Source organism: endosymbiont GvMRE of Glomus versiforme (assembly GCF_003546845.1).
In genome coordinates, this window is record NZ_NWVA01000008.1 from 34,915 (window position 1) to 49,586 (window position 14,672).

The 14,672-nt window shown below is 32.1% G+C and carries 21 protein-coding genes; 3 read left to right on the top strand and 18 right to left on the bottom strand.

Features of this window, described 5'->3' with window-relative positions; all coding sequences use genetic code 4:
* The first annotated feature begins 1 nt into the window (after position 1).
* Positions 2–643: a hypothetical protein gene (locus tag GvMRE_RS10555; protein ID WP_147411177.1), complete on the top strand. Its 642-nt coding sequence runs from the start codon at positions 2–4 to the stop codon at positions 641–643.
* A 453-nt stretch (positions 644–1,096) separates the two neighbouring features.
* Here the strand turns inward: GvMRE_RS10555 and GvMRE_RS10560 are convergent, their stop codons facing one another.
* The 4 genes from GvMRE_RS10560 to GvMRE_RS10575 form a co-directional block, all read right to left on the bottom strand.
* Entirely contained in the window at positions 1,097–1,837 is a 741-nt protein-coding gene (locus tag GvMRE_RS10560) for a hypothetical protein (protein WP_147410979.1), read from the bottom strand.
* Positions 1,838–1,912: 75 nt separating this feature from the next.
* Entirely contained in the window at positions 1,913–2,206 is a 294-nt protein-coding gene (locus GvMRE_RS14640; protein ID WP_147411179.1) for an HVO_A0114 family putative DNA-binding protein, read from the bottom strand.
* A 2-nt stretch (positions 2,207–2,208) separates the two neighbouring features.
* A complete protein-coding gene (locus GvMRE_RS10570; RefSeq protein ID WP_147410944.1) occupies positions 2,209–2,409 on the bottom strand; it encodes a hypothetical protein in 201 nt (66 codons plus the stop codon).
* A gap of 226 nt (positions 2,410–2,635) precedes the next feature.
* Positions 2,636–2,866: a hypothetical protein gene (locus GvMRE_RS10575; RefSeq protein ID WP_147410942.1), complete on the bottom strand. Its 231-nt coding sequence runs from the start codon at positions 2,864–2,866 to the stop codon at positions 2,636–2,638.
* A 16-nt stretch (positions 2,867–2,882) separates the two neighbouring features.
* Here GvMRE_RS10575 and GvMRE_RS10580 point away from each other — a divergent pair, with 16 nt between their 5' ends.
* Positions 2,883–3,353 carry a protein-L-isoaspartate O-methyltransferase family protein gene (locus tag GvMRE_RS10580; protein ID WP_147411181.1) on the top strand — a complete coding sequence of 157 codons (471 nt, stop codon included), beginning with the start codon at positions 2,883–2,885 and terminating at the stop codon, positions 3,351–3,353.
* Between the two features lie 54 nt (positions 3,354–3,407).
* Here the strand turns inward: GvMRE_RS10580 and GvMRE_RS10585 are convergent, their stop codons facing one another.
* On the bottom strand, positions 3,408–4,589 hold the full coding sequence (locus GvMRE_RS10585) for a protein kinase (protein ID WP_147411183.1): 1,182 nt from the start codon (positions 4,587–4,589) through the stop codon (positions 3,408–3,410).
* A gap of 89 nt (positions 4,590–4,678) precedes the next feature.
* The gene (locus tag GvMRE_RS10590; RefSeq protein ID WP_147410942.1) at positions 4,679–4,909 is read right to left on the bottom strand and encodes a hypothetical protein; all 231 of its coding nucleotides are present in this window, start codon (positions 4,907–4,909) and stop codon (positions 4,679–4,681) included.
* Positions 4,910–4,925: 16 nt separating this feature from the next.
* Here GvMRE_RS10590 and GvMRE_RS10595 point away from each other — a divergent pair, with 16 nt between their 5' ends.
* Positions 4,926–5,396, top strand: coding sequence for a protein-L-isoaspartate O-methyltransferase family protein (locus GvMRE_RS10595; RefSeq protein ID WP_147411181.1), 471 nt, complete (start codon positions 4,926–4,928; stop codon positions 5,394–5,396).
* Between the two features lie 54 nt (positions 5,397–5,450).
* On the opposite strand, the gene GvMRE_RS10600 is transcribed toward GvMRE_RS10595, so the two are convergent.
* The 12 genes from GvMRE_RS10600 to GvMRE_RS10655 all read right to left on the bottom strand — a co-directional run bounded on the left by GvMRE_RS10600 (position 5,451) and on the right by GvMRE_RS10655 (position 14,294).
* Entirely contained in the window at positions 5,451–7,976 is a 2,526-nt protein-coding gene (locus tag GvMRE_RS10600) for a protein kinase (protein WP_172575372.1), read from the bottom strand.
* Positions 7,977–8,205: 229 nt separating this feature from the next.
* Complete coding sequence (locus GvMRE_RS10605; RefSeq protein WP_147411187.1) at positions 8,206–8,616, bottom strand: hypothetical protein; 411 nt, start codon at positions 8,614–8,616, stop codon at positions 8,206–8,208.
* A 27-nt stretch (positions 8,617–8,643) separates the two neighbouring features.
* The gene (locus tag GvMRE_RS10610; protein ID WP_147411189.1) at positions 8,644–9,270 is read right to left on the bottom strand and encodes a ParA family protein; all 627 of its coding nucleotides are present in this window, start codon (positions 9,268–9,270) and stop codon (positions 8,644–8,646) included.
* Positions 9,261–9,620, bottom strand: coding sequence for a type II toxin-antitoxin system PemK/MazF family toxin (locus tag GvMRE_RS10615; RefSeq protein WP_147411191.1), 360 nt, complete (start codon positions 9,618–9,620; stop codon positions 9,261–9,263). The genes GvMRE_RS10610 and GvMRE_RS10615 overlap by 10 nt, the downstream gene beginning before the upstream one ends.
* Complete coding sequence (locus GvMRE_RS10620) at positions 9,620–9,826, bottom strand: hypothetical protein (RefSeq protein WP_147411193.1); 207 nt, start codon at positions 9,824–9,826, stop codon at positions 9,620–9,622. The genes GvMRE_RS10615 and GvMRE_RS10620 overlap by 1 nt, the downstream gene beginning before the upstream one ends.
* Before the next feature lie 56 nt (positions 9,827–9,882).
* Positions 9,883–10,017 (bottom strand): hypothetical protein, encoded by a 135-nt coding sequence (locus GvMRE_RS14425; RefSeq protein ID WP_281267974.1) that lies wholly within the window; start codon positions 10,015–10,017, stop codon positions 9,883–9,885.
* A 181-nt stretch (positions 10,018–10,198) separates the two neighbouring features.
* Complete coding sequence (locus tag GvMRE_RS10625; protein ID WP_147411194.1) at positions 10,199–10,747, bottom strand: hypothetical protein; 549 nt, start codon at positions 10,745–10,747, stop codon at positions 10,199–10,201.
* 1,124 nt (positions 10,748–11,871) lie between these two features.
* A complete protein-coding gene (locus tag GvMRE_RS10635; protein WP_147411197.1) occupies positions 11,872–12,630 on the bottom strand; it encodes a hypothetical protein in 759 nt (252 codons plus the stop codon).
* Positions 12,631–12,897 carry a hypothetical protein gene (locus GvMRE_RS10640; RefSeq protein WP_147411199.1) on the bottom strand — a complete coding sequence of 89 codons (267 nt, stop codon included), beginning with the start codon at positions 12,895–12,897 and terminating at the stop codon, positions 12,631–12,633. It lies immediately after the preceding gene.
* Positions 12,898–12,908: 11 nt separating this feature from the next.
* Complete coding sequence (locus GvMRE_RS10645) at positions 12,909–13,670, bottom strand: hypothetical protein (RefSeq protein WP_147411201.1); 762 nt, start codon at positions 13,668–13,670, stop codon at positions 12,909–12,911.
* Between the two features lie 46 nt (positions 13,671–13,716).
* The gene (locus GvMRE_RS10650; protein ID WP_147411203.1) at positions 13,717–13,986 is read right to left on the bottom strand and encodes a hypothetical protein; all 270 of its coding nucleotides are present in this window, start codon (positions 13,984–13,986) and stop codon (positions 13,717–13,719) included.
* 14 nt (positions 13,987–14,000) lie between these two features.
* Entirely contained in the window at positions 14,001–14,294 is a 294-nt protein-coding gene (locus GvMRE_RS10655) for a hypothetical protein (protein WP_147411205.1), read from the bottom strand.
* Positions 14,295–14,672: the final 378 nt, after the last annotated feature.

Consider the following 14,672-nt stretch of genomic DNA (forward strand, 5'->3'; position numbering starts at 1 on the left):
TATGAAAAAAGTAGTAAAATTTACTAAATATCCTACTTGTCAGTGATGCAGTTCACCAGAAATTAGATTGGTGCCAGTGAGTTCACTTTGGAACCTAAAACCCCCAGAAACCCCTCGTTATCAAAAACTTTGGCAAGAACGCGGCTGACCAACGAAACTGAACTTATGCTATTATTGTAAACAGAACTGTGAGTTAGCACATAGAGAAGTTAACTTGTGGCTGTGTCCCCGGTGTCATAAGTGTTTGATTTATCGTTTAGAGAATAAGCCGGGAAAGGCGGCTTATGAGCAATTGCCGGTGAATTGCTTGTGGTGCGGTTGGAAAAAGAAGCGTTTGACTAAAAAACAGCAAAAGAAAATCACCGACCAAGTAATTAAGAGTGGGCTGAGTTATCAGAGAAGTAAGAAAACCGCGAGCAAGAATTATTTTGCTTGGTGTAGTTTTTGTGAAGGAGTGATAGTTGGTAAGCAAAAAGATAAAGGAGTTAAAAACCGCAACCAAATACGCTTTTGAACTGATAAAGTTGGTGAGGAAAAGTTGATTTGTAATAAATGCTTGCGGGAAAATGGGGAATTTCAGCAGTTATTGTTAGGTAAATATAAGGGGAGGTGAAGAAAGTATAAGAGTAGGGGGTTGATTTAAAGCAGAAAGGCTTTGTTGCTTTAAAAAACATTATATTCCATGACGAGCAAAGAAACATCGCCCCAAAAAAGCCAAAAAAGAAGTAATTACCTATTTTCTTTATCCGCTAGAAGACCAAAAAATTATGGTCAATGACCACTTAATTAAATATTTCTGCATTAGTTCTCACTGTGATAAACATTTAGAACATGGCATCACTCATGAATTAATTATGAAACTAGTTCAATTATTAAACAGCCGCTATTTTCCTTTTAGTGGCAAACAACCCAAGAAAAAGAATTATTTTAAAGAATACTCACCAAATCACTGCGTTAGCAATTCACTTTTAATTGGAAGGGCGTTAACCTTTTTAGCGTTTTTACATAATGGTTTTTTGGTTAAAAATAAAGGCTATTTATTGGAAACCTTAATTATTTTATGATTAGTGAGTTTTTTGCTCTTGCTGCTGATTGTTTATTCCCTCTGCTGTATAAAAGCCATTTGCTGCGAACCAGTACTTATTTCTGCCATTAGGGCTTGGACTTGGTTTTGTAATTCTTGGTGCTCCTGTTTTAAGTCTACTAGTTCTTTCTCTACTTTCTCTTTATCTTTTTTAGTTTGCTCTAATTGAGTTTGGAGAGATTGATTCTCTGTTTGCAATTGACCGTTAGTATTATTAGCAATAGTTAGGGAACTATTAAGATTAGTAATAGTCTGCTGATTTTGTTGATAAATATTCTGTTGATTTAATTGGTTGATTTGACTTTGCAATTCCTGTTTTTGTCTATCTATTTTTTCTTGAAATTCTTGCCTGGCAGTGTCTAGTTGATTTGTTAAATCTTCAATATTATTTCTAAAAACTTCTTCGCTTTGTTGTTGTTGGTTAAGTTTTTGTTGTAATTCTTGGATTTGAGTAGTTAAATTATCAACATTTTCTCCTTGGGCTTGGATTTCTCCTAATTTCTCTGCTAATAAATTAATAGTCTTCCGGTCTTGTTCTTTTATTCATTCAAAAATAAATTTCTCTATTCCGGAACCAATTAAAGGTTTTTGTGGATTTTCTCTTGCTTTTCCTAAACAAGCTTTTTTTCAGTTATCTTCGTTCTCTAAAACTTGTAATCATTCTTCGTATCTTCCTGCTTGGTTTTTATTTTCTTCACTTTCTGCTATTTTAGCCAAAAGTCAATTTCTAAATTCTTCAAAATTATGTGTCATAATAGTTATTTTTATAGACAATAAAACAATATTTTCCTTTTTTGGTTCTTGCTTTTTTTTCCTTGTTCCAATTCCCTAATTTGTTTTTCTANAACTGTTTAGGGCTTGGCAATCTCTTCATACATTAGCATAATCACGATTAAGCAATTGGGCTAATTCTTGAATATTAGCGGGCTGCTCTGCTACTAAACAGGCTAATAAGTCCATTCGGGCTTGACTAGCTACTCGATAAATGGTTTCTAAACGGTTAGCAATCATTAAATTTTTTGGTTGAATGTGTTTTTTGCCGGTATCCACTGCTTCTCAAAAACCTTGAAACATCCTACGAGGGGAAGCTTGTGGGTCATATTTAAAAATAAACTTTTTCATAACTATAATTCAAAATCAAAATCACCAAAGTGTTGTCGCACCAAAGTTAAAAACATTTTTTCGGTTTCAGGACGAGAAATTCAAGCAAAGAATTTTTGCTTTTTCTTATCGTCGATATGATAATGTGGCGACTTACCAGGATGATTATCCAACAAAACAAATTCTTTATTTGGTTTAGTTAAATTAAAAGCAATTCATTCCATTTTGTAGCCTTCGGGGGAAACTCAGGTCGAACTTTATCAATGTATTGCCAAAGTTTCATACGTAAAGAGATTTCATAACCTTTATCAGTAATAAATGTTTCACTGATAAAATAAACCAAATACCGCTTTTGCTTCATTTATATATGTAGTTTTAGCACCACATATATTTAATTTTTAGGAGCAAAGAAAAAGTTTGTTTATTAATAATGGCAAATACCAGCATTATTTAAAACAACTCTTTTTCCTCTATTTGCGGATTACAAGTTTGACATTTTTCTCAATTACACACTCTCATGTTAGCACTTTTTCATTTTCTCACCGTGCCGTCAAGCTCTTTTCTTTCGCGTCAGTCTAGGAAACCGACATAATGCTTACCATCTATTTTAGTGCTTAATTTCTCTAACTGGTTATTGGTTTCAATTAGTTCTATTCAAAAGGTATCATTATTATTTAGCATGTTTTAGAGTTATATAATGATTTTTATTCGTAAAAAAAAACCAACTCTGCTTAAAAATTTTATATGATTTGTTCTCGTTGTCATAAACCAATCACACCTGGCGAAGAAGTCCAAAGGTCGGGGTAGCGGTTTTCAAACAGCAATTTTAGCTCAGTTAGCGAAAAAAGTATACACCATTGAAGTTTATCCGGAATTAAGCAAAAAAGCCCAAAAATTATTAAATAAATTAGGTTACCAAAATATTAAATACAAACTAGGAGACGGAAAACTAGGTTGGCAGGAATTTGCTCCTTTTGACAAAATTATTGTTACTGCGGCAGCTTCAGAAATACCTTCTTTGCTGGTTGAACAATTAAAAACTGACGGGAAAATGATTTTACCCTTAGAAACCAATAGGCAACAATATTTAGTTTTGTTAAGGAAACTAGTTGATAATCGAGTAGAATTAAAAAAGCTGGTGCCAGTGAGATTCGTTGCTTTGGGGTAAAAACTGGCAATTTGCTATTTTGTGAAAAAGAAAATTTTGCAATAGTTCTTCACTCTAGGAATTTTTACCTGGTCAGTTTCCTGGAATATTGTAAGTGGGTGATTGCAGAATTTGAGATTGTTGCTGACTTCTCTGGTATTCATTTCTTAACCTTTCTAAATTATCATTACTTAAAGGATTGCTTAGAGTTAGTTTCTTGGTATCTTCGAGTCAGAGAACAAACTCATAATCTTGGGCAGGATTAAGCGAAGGAGTGGCTTTGAATAATTCTTTAATCTCTTGTTGTATGAATCTTTTGCTCCAAAGGCCTCTGATATCTTCATTATCAAAATCATTATGAATAGCAGCCCAATCCTCAACTTTTTCTTCTAAATTGAAGTCATATTGCGAAGTATATAACTCGTAAAATTGCTTGTTAATTTCCTGACTGTTTTGGGGCTCGGGAAGATTATCAGTATCTAAAAGTCGGCTAGTATAAATAGCTTGAGAATCAGTTTGGTAATCAAGAACCCTATTTGGTCGGGAAGTTAGTTCTTCAACATCTTGATATTGACGATAAAATTCAGTATCCTTTTTGCTCTTTATTTCATTCAGCCAAATATTTATAATTTTGAATAATTTATTAGCAGTAGGACGTTTTGAAGGGTCAGCATCTCAGCATTGTCTAATTAAACTCTCTAATAATTTTGGCATCCGCACATTAGCGAAGTTAGGACGAAGTCCTTGGCATATTTTCAAGGCTAATTGCCCGTCAGCACGTTCATGATAAGGAGCACGACCAGCAAATAATTCATAAACTACAATCCCTCAGGAATAAATATCTGCGGCTTGCGTATGAGCTTTACTTTGGAGAACTTCTGGAGCCACATAAGGAAGAACACCATAAACTTTTTCTTCTTTGTCTTTTTCGTCAACCGGTCGACATAAACCTAAATCAGTGATTAAGCACACATCACTATTAGAAATTAATATATTGCCCGGATGAAAATCTCGATGAACTAACCCTTGGCGATGAATATTGTTTAGCCCTTTCGCTAAATGATATGACTGACCGAGTTTATTGTAAAAGTCTAGTTTCTTGTAATAATTAGTTAAATATTTTCGCAAATCCCCATTTTTTATATAATCCATTACCATGATATAATCACTAGTTTGCGGGTCTTGAGAAATTCCAAAACATTTGACCACTCCGTCATACTCATCCTTGAAANAAACCAAATACCGCTTTTGCTTCATTTATATATGTAGTTTTAGCACCACATATATTTAATTTTTAGGAGCAAAGAAAAAGTTTGTTTATTAATAATGGCAAATACCAGCATTATTTAAAACAACTCTTTTTCCTCTATTTGCGGATTACAAGTTTGACATTTTTCTCAATTACACACTCTCATGTTAGCACTTTTTCATTTTCTCACCGTGCCGTCAAGCTCTTTTCTTTCGCGTCAGTCTAGGAAACCGACATAATGCTTACCATCTATTTTAGTGCTTAATTTCTCTAACTGGTTATTGGTTTCAATTAGTTCTATTCAAAAGGTATCATTATTATTTAGCATGTTTTAGAGTTATATAATGATTTTTATTCGTAAAAAAAAACCAACTCTGCTTAAAAATTTTATATGATTTGTTCTCGTTGTCATAAACCAATCACACCTGGCGAAGAAGTCCAAAGGTCGGGGTAGCGGTTTTCAAACAGCAATTTTAGCTCAGTTAGCGAAAAAAGTATACACCATTGAAGTTTATCCGGAATTAAGCAAAAAAGCCCAAAAATTATTAAATAAATTAGGTTACCAAAATATTAAATACAAACTAGGAGACGGAAAACTAGGTTGGCAGGAATTTGCTCCTTTTGACAAAATTATTGTTACTGCGGCAGCTTCAGAAATACCTTCTTTGCTGGTTGAACAATTAAAAACTGACGGGAAAATGATTTTACCCTTAGAAACCAATAGGCAACAATATTTAGTTTTGTTAAGGAAACTAGTTGATAATCGAGTAGAATTAAAAAAGCTGGTGCCAGTGAGATTCGTTGCTTTGGGGTAAAAACTGGCAATTTGCTATTTTGTGAAAAAGAAAATTTTGCAATAGTTCTTCACTCTAGGAATTTTTACCTGGTCAGTTTCCTGGAATATTGTAAGTGGGTGATTGCAGAATTTGAGATTGTTGCTGACTTCTCTGGTATTCATTTCTTAACCTTTCTAAATTATCATTACTTAAAGGATTGCTTAGAGTTAGTTTCTTGGTATCTTCGAGTCAGAGAACAAACTCATAATCTTGGGCAGGATTAAGCGAAGGAGTGGCTTTGAATAATTCTTTAATCTCTTGTTGTATGAATCTTTTGCTCCAAAGGCCTCTGATATCTTCATTATCAAAATCATTATGAATAGCAGCCCAATCCTCAACTTTTTCTTCTAAATTGAAGTCATATTGCGAAGTATATAACTCGTAAAATTGCTTGTTAATTTCCTGACTGTTTTGGGGCTCGGGAAGATTATCAGTATCTAAAAGTCGGCTAGTATAAATAGCTTGAGAATCAGTTTGGTAATCAAGAACCCTATTTGGTCGGGAAGTTAGTTCTTCAACATCTTGATATTGACGATAAAATTCAGTATCCTTTTTGCTCTTTATTTCATTCAGCCAAATATTTATAATTTTGAATAATTTATTAGCAGTAGGACGTTTTGAAGGGTCAGCATCTCAGCATTGTCTAATTAAACTCTCTAATAATTTTGGCATCCGCACATTAGCGAAGTTAGGACGAAGTCCTTGGCATATTTTCAAGGCTAATTGCCCGTCAGCACGTTCATGATAAGGAGCACGACCAGCAAATAATTCATAAACTACAATCCCTCAGGAATAAATATCTGCGGCTTGCGTATGAGCTTTACTTTGGAGAACTTCTGGAGCCACATAAGGAAGAACACCATAAACTTTTTCTTCTTTGTCTTTTTCGTCAACCGGTCGACATAAACCTAAATCAGTGATTAAGCACACATCACTATTAGAAATTAATATATTGCCCGGATGAAAATCTCGATGAACTAACCCTTGGCGATGAATATTGTTTAGCCCTTTCGCTAAATGATATGACTGACCGAGTTTATTGTAAAAGTCTAGTTTCTTGTAATAATTAGTTAAATATTTTCGCAAATCCCCATTTTTTATATAATCCATTACCATGATATAATCACTAGTTTGCGGGTCTTGAGAAATTCCAAAACATTTGACCACTCCGTCATACTCATCCTTGAAAAGTTTATAGTAGGCCACCTCCCGCAAAAAGTCATCGGTTATATTTTGCGAATTAGTTAAAATCTTTAAAATAACTCCATCCGGATAAAACTTGTCTCTTTCTCAATCATTATCTTTCATGTTTCAATAACTAATTTGTCTGTCAACTCACTCAGCTACTTTGTAAATCTTGCCAAAGCCACCTTCGGCTAAGTATTCAATGTCCCGAAATTTCTCATAAGGGATTCATTCTAATACTCCGTATTTATTAATGGCATTTAATTGATATCACTGAATAAAGTTATCAACTGCTGAATTACCACCACTTCAATTTTCAAATTCCTCAGTAAAATGGCGGGCACTGCACGATTTACATCAACGATACCATGTGTTGGTCTGACTACATTCTTCACATAAGCCAAAGGCTTTATATCTTTCTTTCAGCTCTATCTTATTTAGTATTTCGATGCTTTCTGGTTTGTAAATTTTATCACATTTTGCTAGGTGATTAATTAATATTTTTCTTGAATCGCTACGGATTTCTTTATTAAGATTATTTTGCTCTCGCGATCTCTTTCCAATAATATTTAATGGTGGATTGTCAACATGGATAATTCTCTTGTCGCAAGATTCAATCATTTCGACAATTGCTTTGTTGTTTTCAGTAAGTAGTGCGTGGATATCGTTTTCGCATTCTGTTTTATCCTCAAAATAAGCAAAATTGGTCCGCATAATGGTAGTATATTTGGTAATATTTTCATCAAAAAGGATTTCTTTTAAAGTATTGTAAGTGTCTACTTCTTCTGGTGTAAACTTACCATTATTTACGAACAAAATTTGGCTCAGTCCGTCTTTAACTTTGTCATACACTTTGGCTATTTCTTGTAAGGTTTGAATCTTTGTTAATTTCGTATCGCCAAGTCCTGGTGTATCAATTATTCGGTATTTTATCCCATTTATTTCAAATAATTTATCATTTATTTTTCTCGTTTCGCTGGTACTACCACGCCCCTCTTTAAAAAATTCTTCAAACTCGCCTTCTTTGTTAGCCAAAACATTAGCCAAAGCTGATTTACCATTACCAGTTCTTCCAATTAAAAGAATATTTCGATACTGAATTTCTTGTTTTATTTCCTCAGTCTCTTTGTTATTCCCATAACTTTTGTATTTTTTTCTTAACTCTTGCTCGTCTCCATATTTTAAGTAATTTGATACTCATTCAATATCTTTGCCCTCGGTGTCCTTTAGTCAATAAGCAAAATTAGCATCACCTATTTGTAAACCAGCACCAATTCATCATCCGGTTTGCTCATAATTAAATCCTTTTTCTTCTCATTCTTTTTGCAACTCAGGAGTAAAGTCTTTATCTATATTTTTCCAATCATTAGTCATAATACCCTTTTTAATTAACTTACTAAAAAATATAAAAAGCATGAACCAATAGATTCTTGAACAAAACTAAACAAAGCACTTGCTTTGTGCCTTTGAACTCAAATATAAAGGAAAAATAACTCAAATTAGGGTTTGCCCTAAAACAATTACTTATCCTAATTGAAGCAAGTAAAGTAAAATGAATATATGCACGCGAAAGAGAAAAATTTTTTGCTAAAAAATAGTTCAATTATTTTCCTCTATGCTTTTCATAGCATTTAAGGGCTTTTTCTAATAATTCGTTATAGTGTAATCTTTCTTTGTAAGCAATAGATTTTAATTTCTTTAATCACTCTTCACTTACCCCAGTATTAAATTGTTTAGTCCTTCCTGTCTTCCGTAAAGTTCTTTTGTCTATTTCCAAAGAGCGTAAATTTTCACTAACTTCTAAGGGAGGGGTGCCGAAATCTTTGGTTTTTTTTCTTTTAATTGGTTGCTTTTTTGGTTTTTCCTCGGTTGTTTCTATACAATTAGAGCAATAAGTTTCCGTTAAAAAACCACCGAGTTGGGGTGAATAAGCCGTAGTTTGGTGGAATTTTCTTTGGCAGTTATCACAAATGAAGTCTTGGTTAAGATGGGAATTTAATTGTTTTTGGGTCATATATTATTATTTTAAATAGTTCCTATGTTAACTAGTTCCTATTTTCTTTATTATTTCTTTTACTAACAATTGGGCTTGATTTTTCAAACGAGGATATTTTACTTCACTGATACTTAATCCTTGATTTTGGGCTTCCCGATAACTTATTTTCTCTGATAGAGAGACAAAGAAAACATAATAACCTGCTTTTTCTAAATAGCTCCTAGTGGCTTTTTCCTCTGCCGTAGAACTAATGCGATTAATTACGAAGGATAGTTTATTTTTATTTATCCTGGCTTTAACTAAGGCATGGAATTCTCTTATCGCTGGATTTAAATCGTCTAATGAAGCACCAACGGGTTGAATTATTAAGTTAGCCACTTTGGCAATATTTAAAGTTCCTTCACTAATGCGAGCAGGACCATCTATTATTAAATAGTCATAGGGAAGTTTAGTTAATTTTTCGTCAAAAAAAGGGTAAGACTGGCAATTGACAGCAGGCTTAATGTTTTGTTGTTTTCTCCTTTCGCTTCATTCTTGGCTAGTTTTTTGTTGGATATCTAAATCTACTAGTAAAATATTTTGTTTTTGTTTAGTTAATTCTGTTGCTAAACAGCGGGCAAGAGTAGATTTGCCTCCACCACCTTTTTGGGATAAGCAAGCAATTATTTTCATAATTTAAATTGAGATTGCAAAGCAAAAAGTTTAATCAAAGTTTCATCTACTTTCAGCATAATTTCAGGGTCTAATTCTCCTAATTTATTTCCCAGTCTTTGCTTGTCAATAGATTTCACCTGGTCACACATGATTTTCCCAGTCTTGATTAGCAATTCAATTGGATAATAAACTTTTTCAGTTTTGGTAGAAAATGGCAAAACAATTACTCTCTTGCTAACTTCATTTTGTCAATCATTACTCACAATCACTGCTGGGCGAGGTTTACGGATTTCAGTGCCGACACTTTTCTTATCAAATTTTACTCAATAGATTTCTCCTCTTTTGAATTTGTTTATTTTCTCACTCATTAATCCTCATCCTCGGCTTGAATTCTATCTCATTCGGCAATTTCTTTTTGCCTTTCTTCATCTGCATCAGCTAATTGATAAGCCTTTTTTCATTCTTCTGCTTCCAATATAACAGCTATTTCTTTTTCGGATAACTGCTTACTATGAAGACGATTTTGTAATTCTTTTAATAATTGCTTATTATCAACTTGTCTTAATTCAGTCATATATATAGTTTTAACTTGTTTTTAACAAAAATAGTTCCTATGTTAACTAGTTCCTATTAGTAATTATTTAAGTAGAATTGGTAAATATTCCCTTGATTTAAAACAAAACTGGTGATACTGCCTATTTCTAAACCATTAATAATTTTGGCTCGGTGGCTCTGATAAGTATCAAGTAAAAAATACTTTTTCAACTGATTAGTTTGCTGATACCAGAATTTATAAATGGGCTTGGCACGAAGAATTGACTTTTTTCATATTTCTCGTTTAATAATTAAAGCATTTTTTATGATTATTTGCTTTTCTTGCTCGTTTGCTAATTGCTTAGCTTGGAAAATCGCTTATTTCGGTTCCCCGCGTCGCCGGCATTTTTATTTAAGTGGTTGGCTGCTTTGGGATAGCTATTTTTCCTTTATAACTGAGTTCAAAGGCATGAGCAAATGCTTTATTCAGTCTTAGTTCATCGATAATCCAAGAATCTATTGACCCATATTTTTCATATTTTTTAGTAAATTCTTCTTCGATGTCTTTTATTTTTTTAGTTACAAAACTTTCGATTTTTTCTGGAATTAAGCATACTAAAATTGAATAATTGTTAGTTTGATTTCCTAGCAGTGAATAGACTCCTCTTTCGCTACTTACTAACTCTTGATCGCTTTGTTGAATAACATTATTAAAGAACGATATACTGCAATCATCATATTTGTAAGAGTTGTCGACTATGTTTTTTTCAGCGATTTTTTGTATAATTTTTGTTTTCTTTTCTTCTTCGATCTGCACAGTATCAAAAAACAAGGTTAAATAGTCAAATTTTATATCTATTTTTCCTACTTTTGAAAGTACTTTTTTAAACAGTGTGTAAGTAAGCAGCAATTTATTGAACTCGTTGTCGTCAGGAAAATTGATAAGAGCATTATTTTCCATCTTATGAAACCTCAAATCAGTTGGGGTTGACGTTCAAAGAAAAAGGGAAATTTTTCCTAATTTAGACTTTTCGAGATAGGTTGAAACTTTTTGGTTTTTTTCTTCAATTGCTCTTTTTACGTCNGCTTTGGTATAGCTATTTTTCCTTTATAACTGAGTTCAAAGGCATGAGCAAATGCTTTATTCAGTCTTAGTTCATCGATAATCCAAGAATCTATTGACCCATATTTTTCATATTTTTTAGTAAATTCTTCTTCGATGTCTTTTATTTTTTTAGTTACAAAACTTTCGATTTTTTCTGGAATTAAGCATACTAAAATTGAATAATTGTTAGTTTGATTTCCTAGCAGTGAATAGACTCCTCTTTCGCTACTTACTAACTCTTGATCGCTTTGTTGAATAACATTATTAAAGAACGATATACTGCAATCATCATATTTGTAAGAGTTGTCGACTATGTTTTTTTCAGCGATTTTTTGTATAATTTTTGTTTTCTTTTCTTCTTCGATCTGCACAGTATCAAAAAACAAGGTTAAATAGTCAAATTTTATATCTATTTTTCCTACTTTTGAAAGTACTTTTTTAAACAGTGTGTAAGTAAGCAGCAATTTATTGAACTCGTTGTCGTCAGGAAAATTGATAAGAGCATTATTTTCCATCTTATGAAACCTCAAATCAGTTGGGGTTGACGTTCAAAGAAAAAGGGAAATTTTTCCTAATTTAGACTTTTCGAGATAGGTTGAAACTTTTTGGTTTTTTTCTTCAATTGCTCTTTTTACGTCGGCAACAAAGTTGTTCATTAATTCTCCCTCTACATTTATCTTATATTCGCTTCTGACTAGGTTTTTGGAAACTCTTTTTTTCGTTTAGAATTTGGTATAATAACTCTAAATATGCTCAATAATAATAATAGTGAGCTTAGAAGTAAAAGAAAAAAATTGGTGTTGAACAAACTGAAAATAATGGCTTAATTCATGGCTAATAGTTTCGGTTAAAGCCCGCAAAACTAATATCTAAATAATGCTGTGGAGTAGCAAAATAACGCTGATAACCAAGTTTATTTAGCATATACATATAAAATGCTTTGCTTTTTTATATATAGTTTTTAATTTTGGTTCTTATGATTATTTGCTTTTTTTGTCCATTGTCGGAATCTCGCTTATTCTTTTACTTCATTCTAAATAGTTTGTTTCTTTTATAGTTTTTTCTCAATTCTTAACTTCTTCTTTCTCTTCTGCAATTTTTTCTTCTAGAAATTTGTTTAGTTCGGGAAAAACATCTTTGTTTTTTTTATAAAATTTTTCGAGCTTGCTCAATCTTTCTTTGCGATATTTTTCTAGTTCAACATCTCGCTCTTTTAGAATTTCTGCTCTCTTTTCTAAGTCATGTTCTTCTTTATAATCTTTTAATTTGGGTTCAGACACTTCTTGCGATAATCACTCTTCTAATTTTATTTCAAAAAAGTCTTCGGCAGTTCTTACTTTATTCTTGATTTCTTCTTCCTTTAAAATTTTGTCTAGTTCCTTTCATTGCTCTGAATTTAATCTTCCTTTGTTTACTAAGTCTTTGTGATTGATACCTTTTTCATTAGAACCTCATCAAGAATAGCAGAGTTTTTGAAAATCAATTAAAGATAAATTCGGAGCTATCCTCAAGCAATTACAACGAAATTTTTCCAGCATGTAAATGTGAGACAACCCCCAACTAATTATTTTTTGTTCTTGTTCGGTGAAGTAAATCTTTATTGCTTCTATTTGTTCTTTGTTAAGTATTCCGCGACCCAATTCACCTCCTGGTAAAAATGTTTTGCGTCTTTCTAGAAACCAGTCTAATCATCTTTCATTTCTTTTGTAATTGTCTATTATTTCTTTGTTTATGCTCATTTATGTATAGTAAGATCTTAATAACAATAAAGTATTTCTCTCTCTAAGATCCAAGACTTCGCTATCTTCTGTGATTCATTCTTCTCTTTTTATTTCCTTACATTCTCGGTGAATTATTTTCAACTCTCCTTCTCCTACACATTTTAACTTTTCATTACTAGTTTTAACATTTTCAACAATACTCATTTGATAATTCTTTTCCTGAATATCTTGGTCGGTGAATTTTTTTTGGCAAAAAGAACACTGATAATTCTTAATAAATGTCATATACATAAATTTTAATCTCATTTATAATCAGGAAATTTTTTTCTTAGTTTTTGCTTATATTCTTGATAGACTTTTTGAAAAACTGGATGATGGCCAGATAAATAGTTTTTGCTTGGTTTAATTCAATGCTTTATTCTAGCATCTCAACATTGAGAAGAAGCATGAGCAGTTTCATGAGCCACAGTGTCTAAACATTCCCTTTTGTTCCTCAAACTTTTTATCGGCAAGCAAAGAACATTTTTATTTTTGAATTCTTCTTCGGTTTGACCCTCTCAGCTTCATGAACCTCAATCTTCTATTTTAGTTTCGTAATCTATTCTGACAGTATTTTTATCATAGTTCAGATTAGTTTTTTTGTAATCGTCTTTTAACAAGTATTCTACCGCTTCTTTGGCAAATTTTCTCAAGGCTTCATCTGTATAGCAAGGATTGTTTTGGTTTCAATTTTCTTCTAAGCCGTGAAAAGGATTGCCACAATAAGCACAACGAAAATTTATTTCAATAAATCTTTGGCAAACAAGACATCTTTTTTTTATTTCTTTCATTAATTTACTTGAATTTTTACCTTTTAATGCTTCGGTGTGATTGCTGGGAATTAAATATAAGTAGTTAAGATTACTAACATTTTTTAAAGAACTGAACTTTTTACGACTAGGTTTTTTAATTTTTTGATATTCGGAAACTCATTCACCTTTCCACAAGGCTTCAGCTTTCTTATCTTTAAAACCAGAATTTTGTTTTTTATTTATGTTAGAACTTGTTTTTAGGGGCATATAATTTGATTGCTCGCCCTTGGTTTTAATACCTTATATATTATTTTTATGTGGTTTTTTTGTTTTTTGACCGATTTTTATTTTTTACATTTCTTTTACTCTTTTTCTTTTTAATATTTTGCCAGCGTCTATTTTTCAAGCGAGCAGGAGAAAAGTTTTTAATATGGGCTAGGGTCTTTTTTACTCATTCTTTTTTTTGTTTTTGTTGCTGGATTTGCTTTTTACCAAAGAATTTTCAATAAATAACTCACCCGAGCAAAAACGCCAGCAAAAGAGGGAAAAATAAAAGAATTAGGAGAAATCTAGAATTTGTCATCAGCAAAACACCAACTATTTCTTTTGCCCCACTGTTTCTTTAAATAACTCTTGAGAAATTTCTAAGCAATATTTTTTGTCTTTGTCGTTTTTAACATAATCAGCCTTATTGACAATAGTATCCAAGGCATAAGCCACTCTAACTGCTAAACGAAAAACTTCCTCGGGGTCTTTGCTTTCTCAGGCTCTTTGGGAGCAACGAATAATTTGTTTTAGAGTTTTTGATTGAGGATTGGTTTCTAAACAAGCAATGATTTTAGGCATTTCAATTTTAGTTAAGATTTGTTTGATTTGGGAAGATTTATCCATAAAAAAATTTTTTACTTTCATCAGCAAAAACACTTAGCGTTCCACTCAAAAACAACCCTCTCCAAGTCTCGCATTTTACGAGACCCACGAAGGCTTGTTAATTAATGTGACACGATAAGGTATATAAGCAAAAATGGTATTGAGAGCCTTCAACAAGCAGAAAAAGAAGAAAATGACTGACTAATAAGTAAATTATAAATGTAGTGCTAAAAAATTAAAATAAAAACCTAAAAATATAAATATATAAAAACAAAAAAATCTGTATGAATAATGATGAAAACCATTCTAAAAGAACCAAACCCTGAGGACTAAAAGTCCATGAAAACTTTTTCTGAAAAGTAAAACAAACTGCTCTTAAAGAAAGGTGTGAAGTAGTAG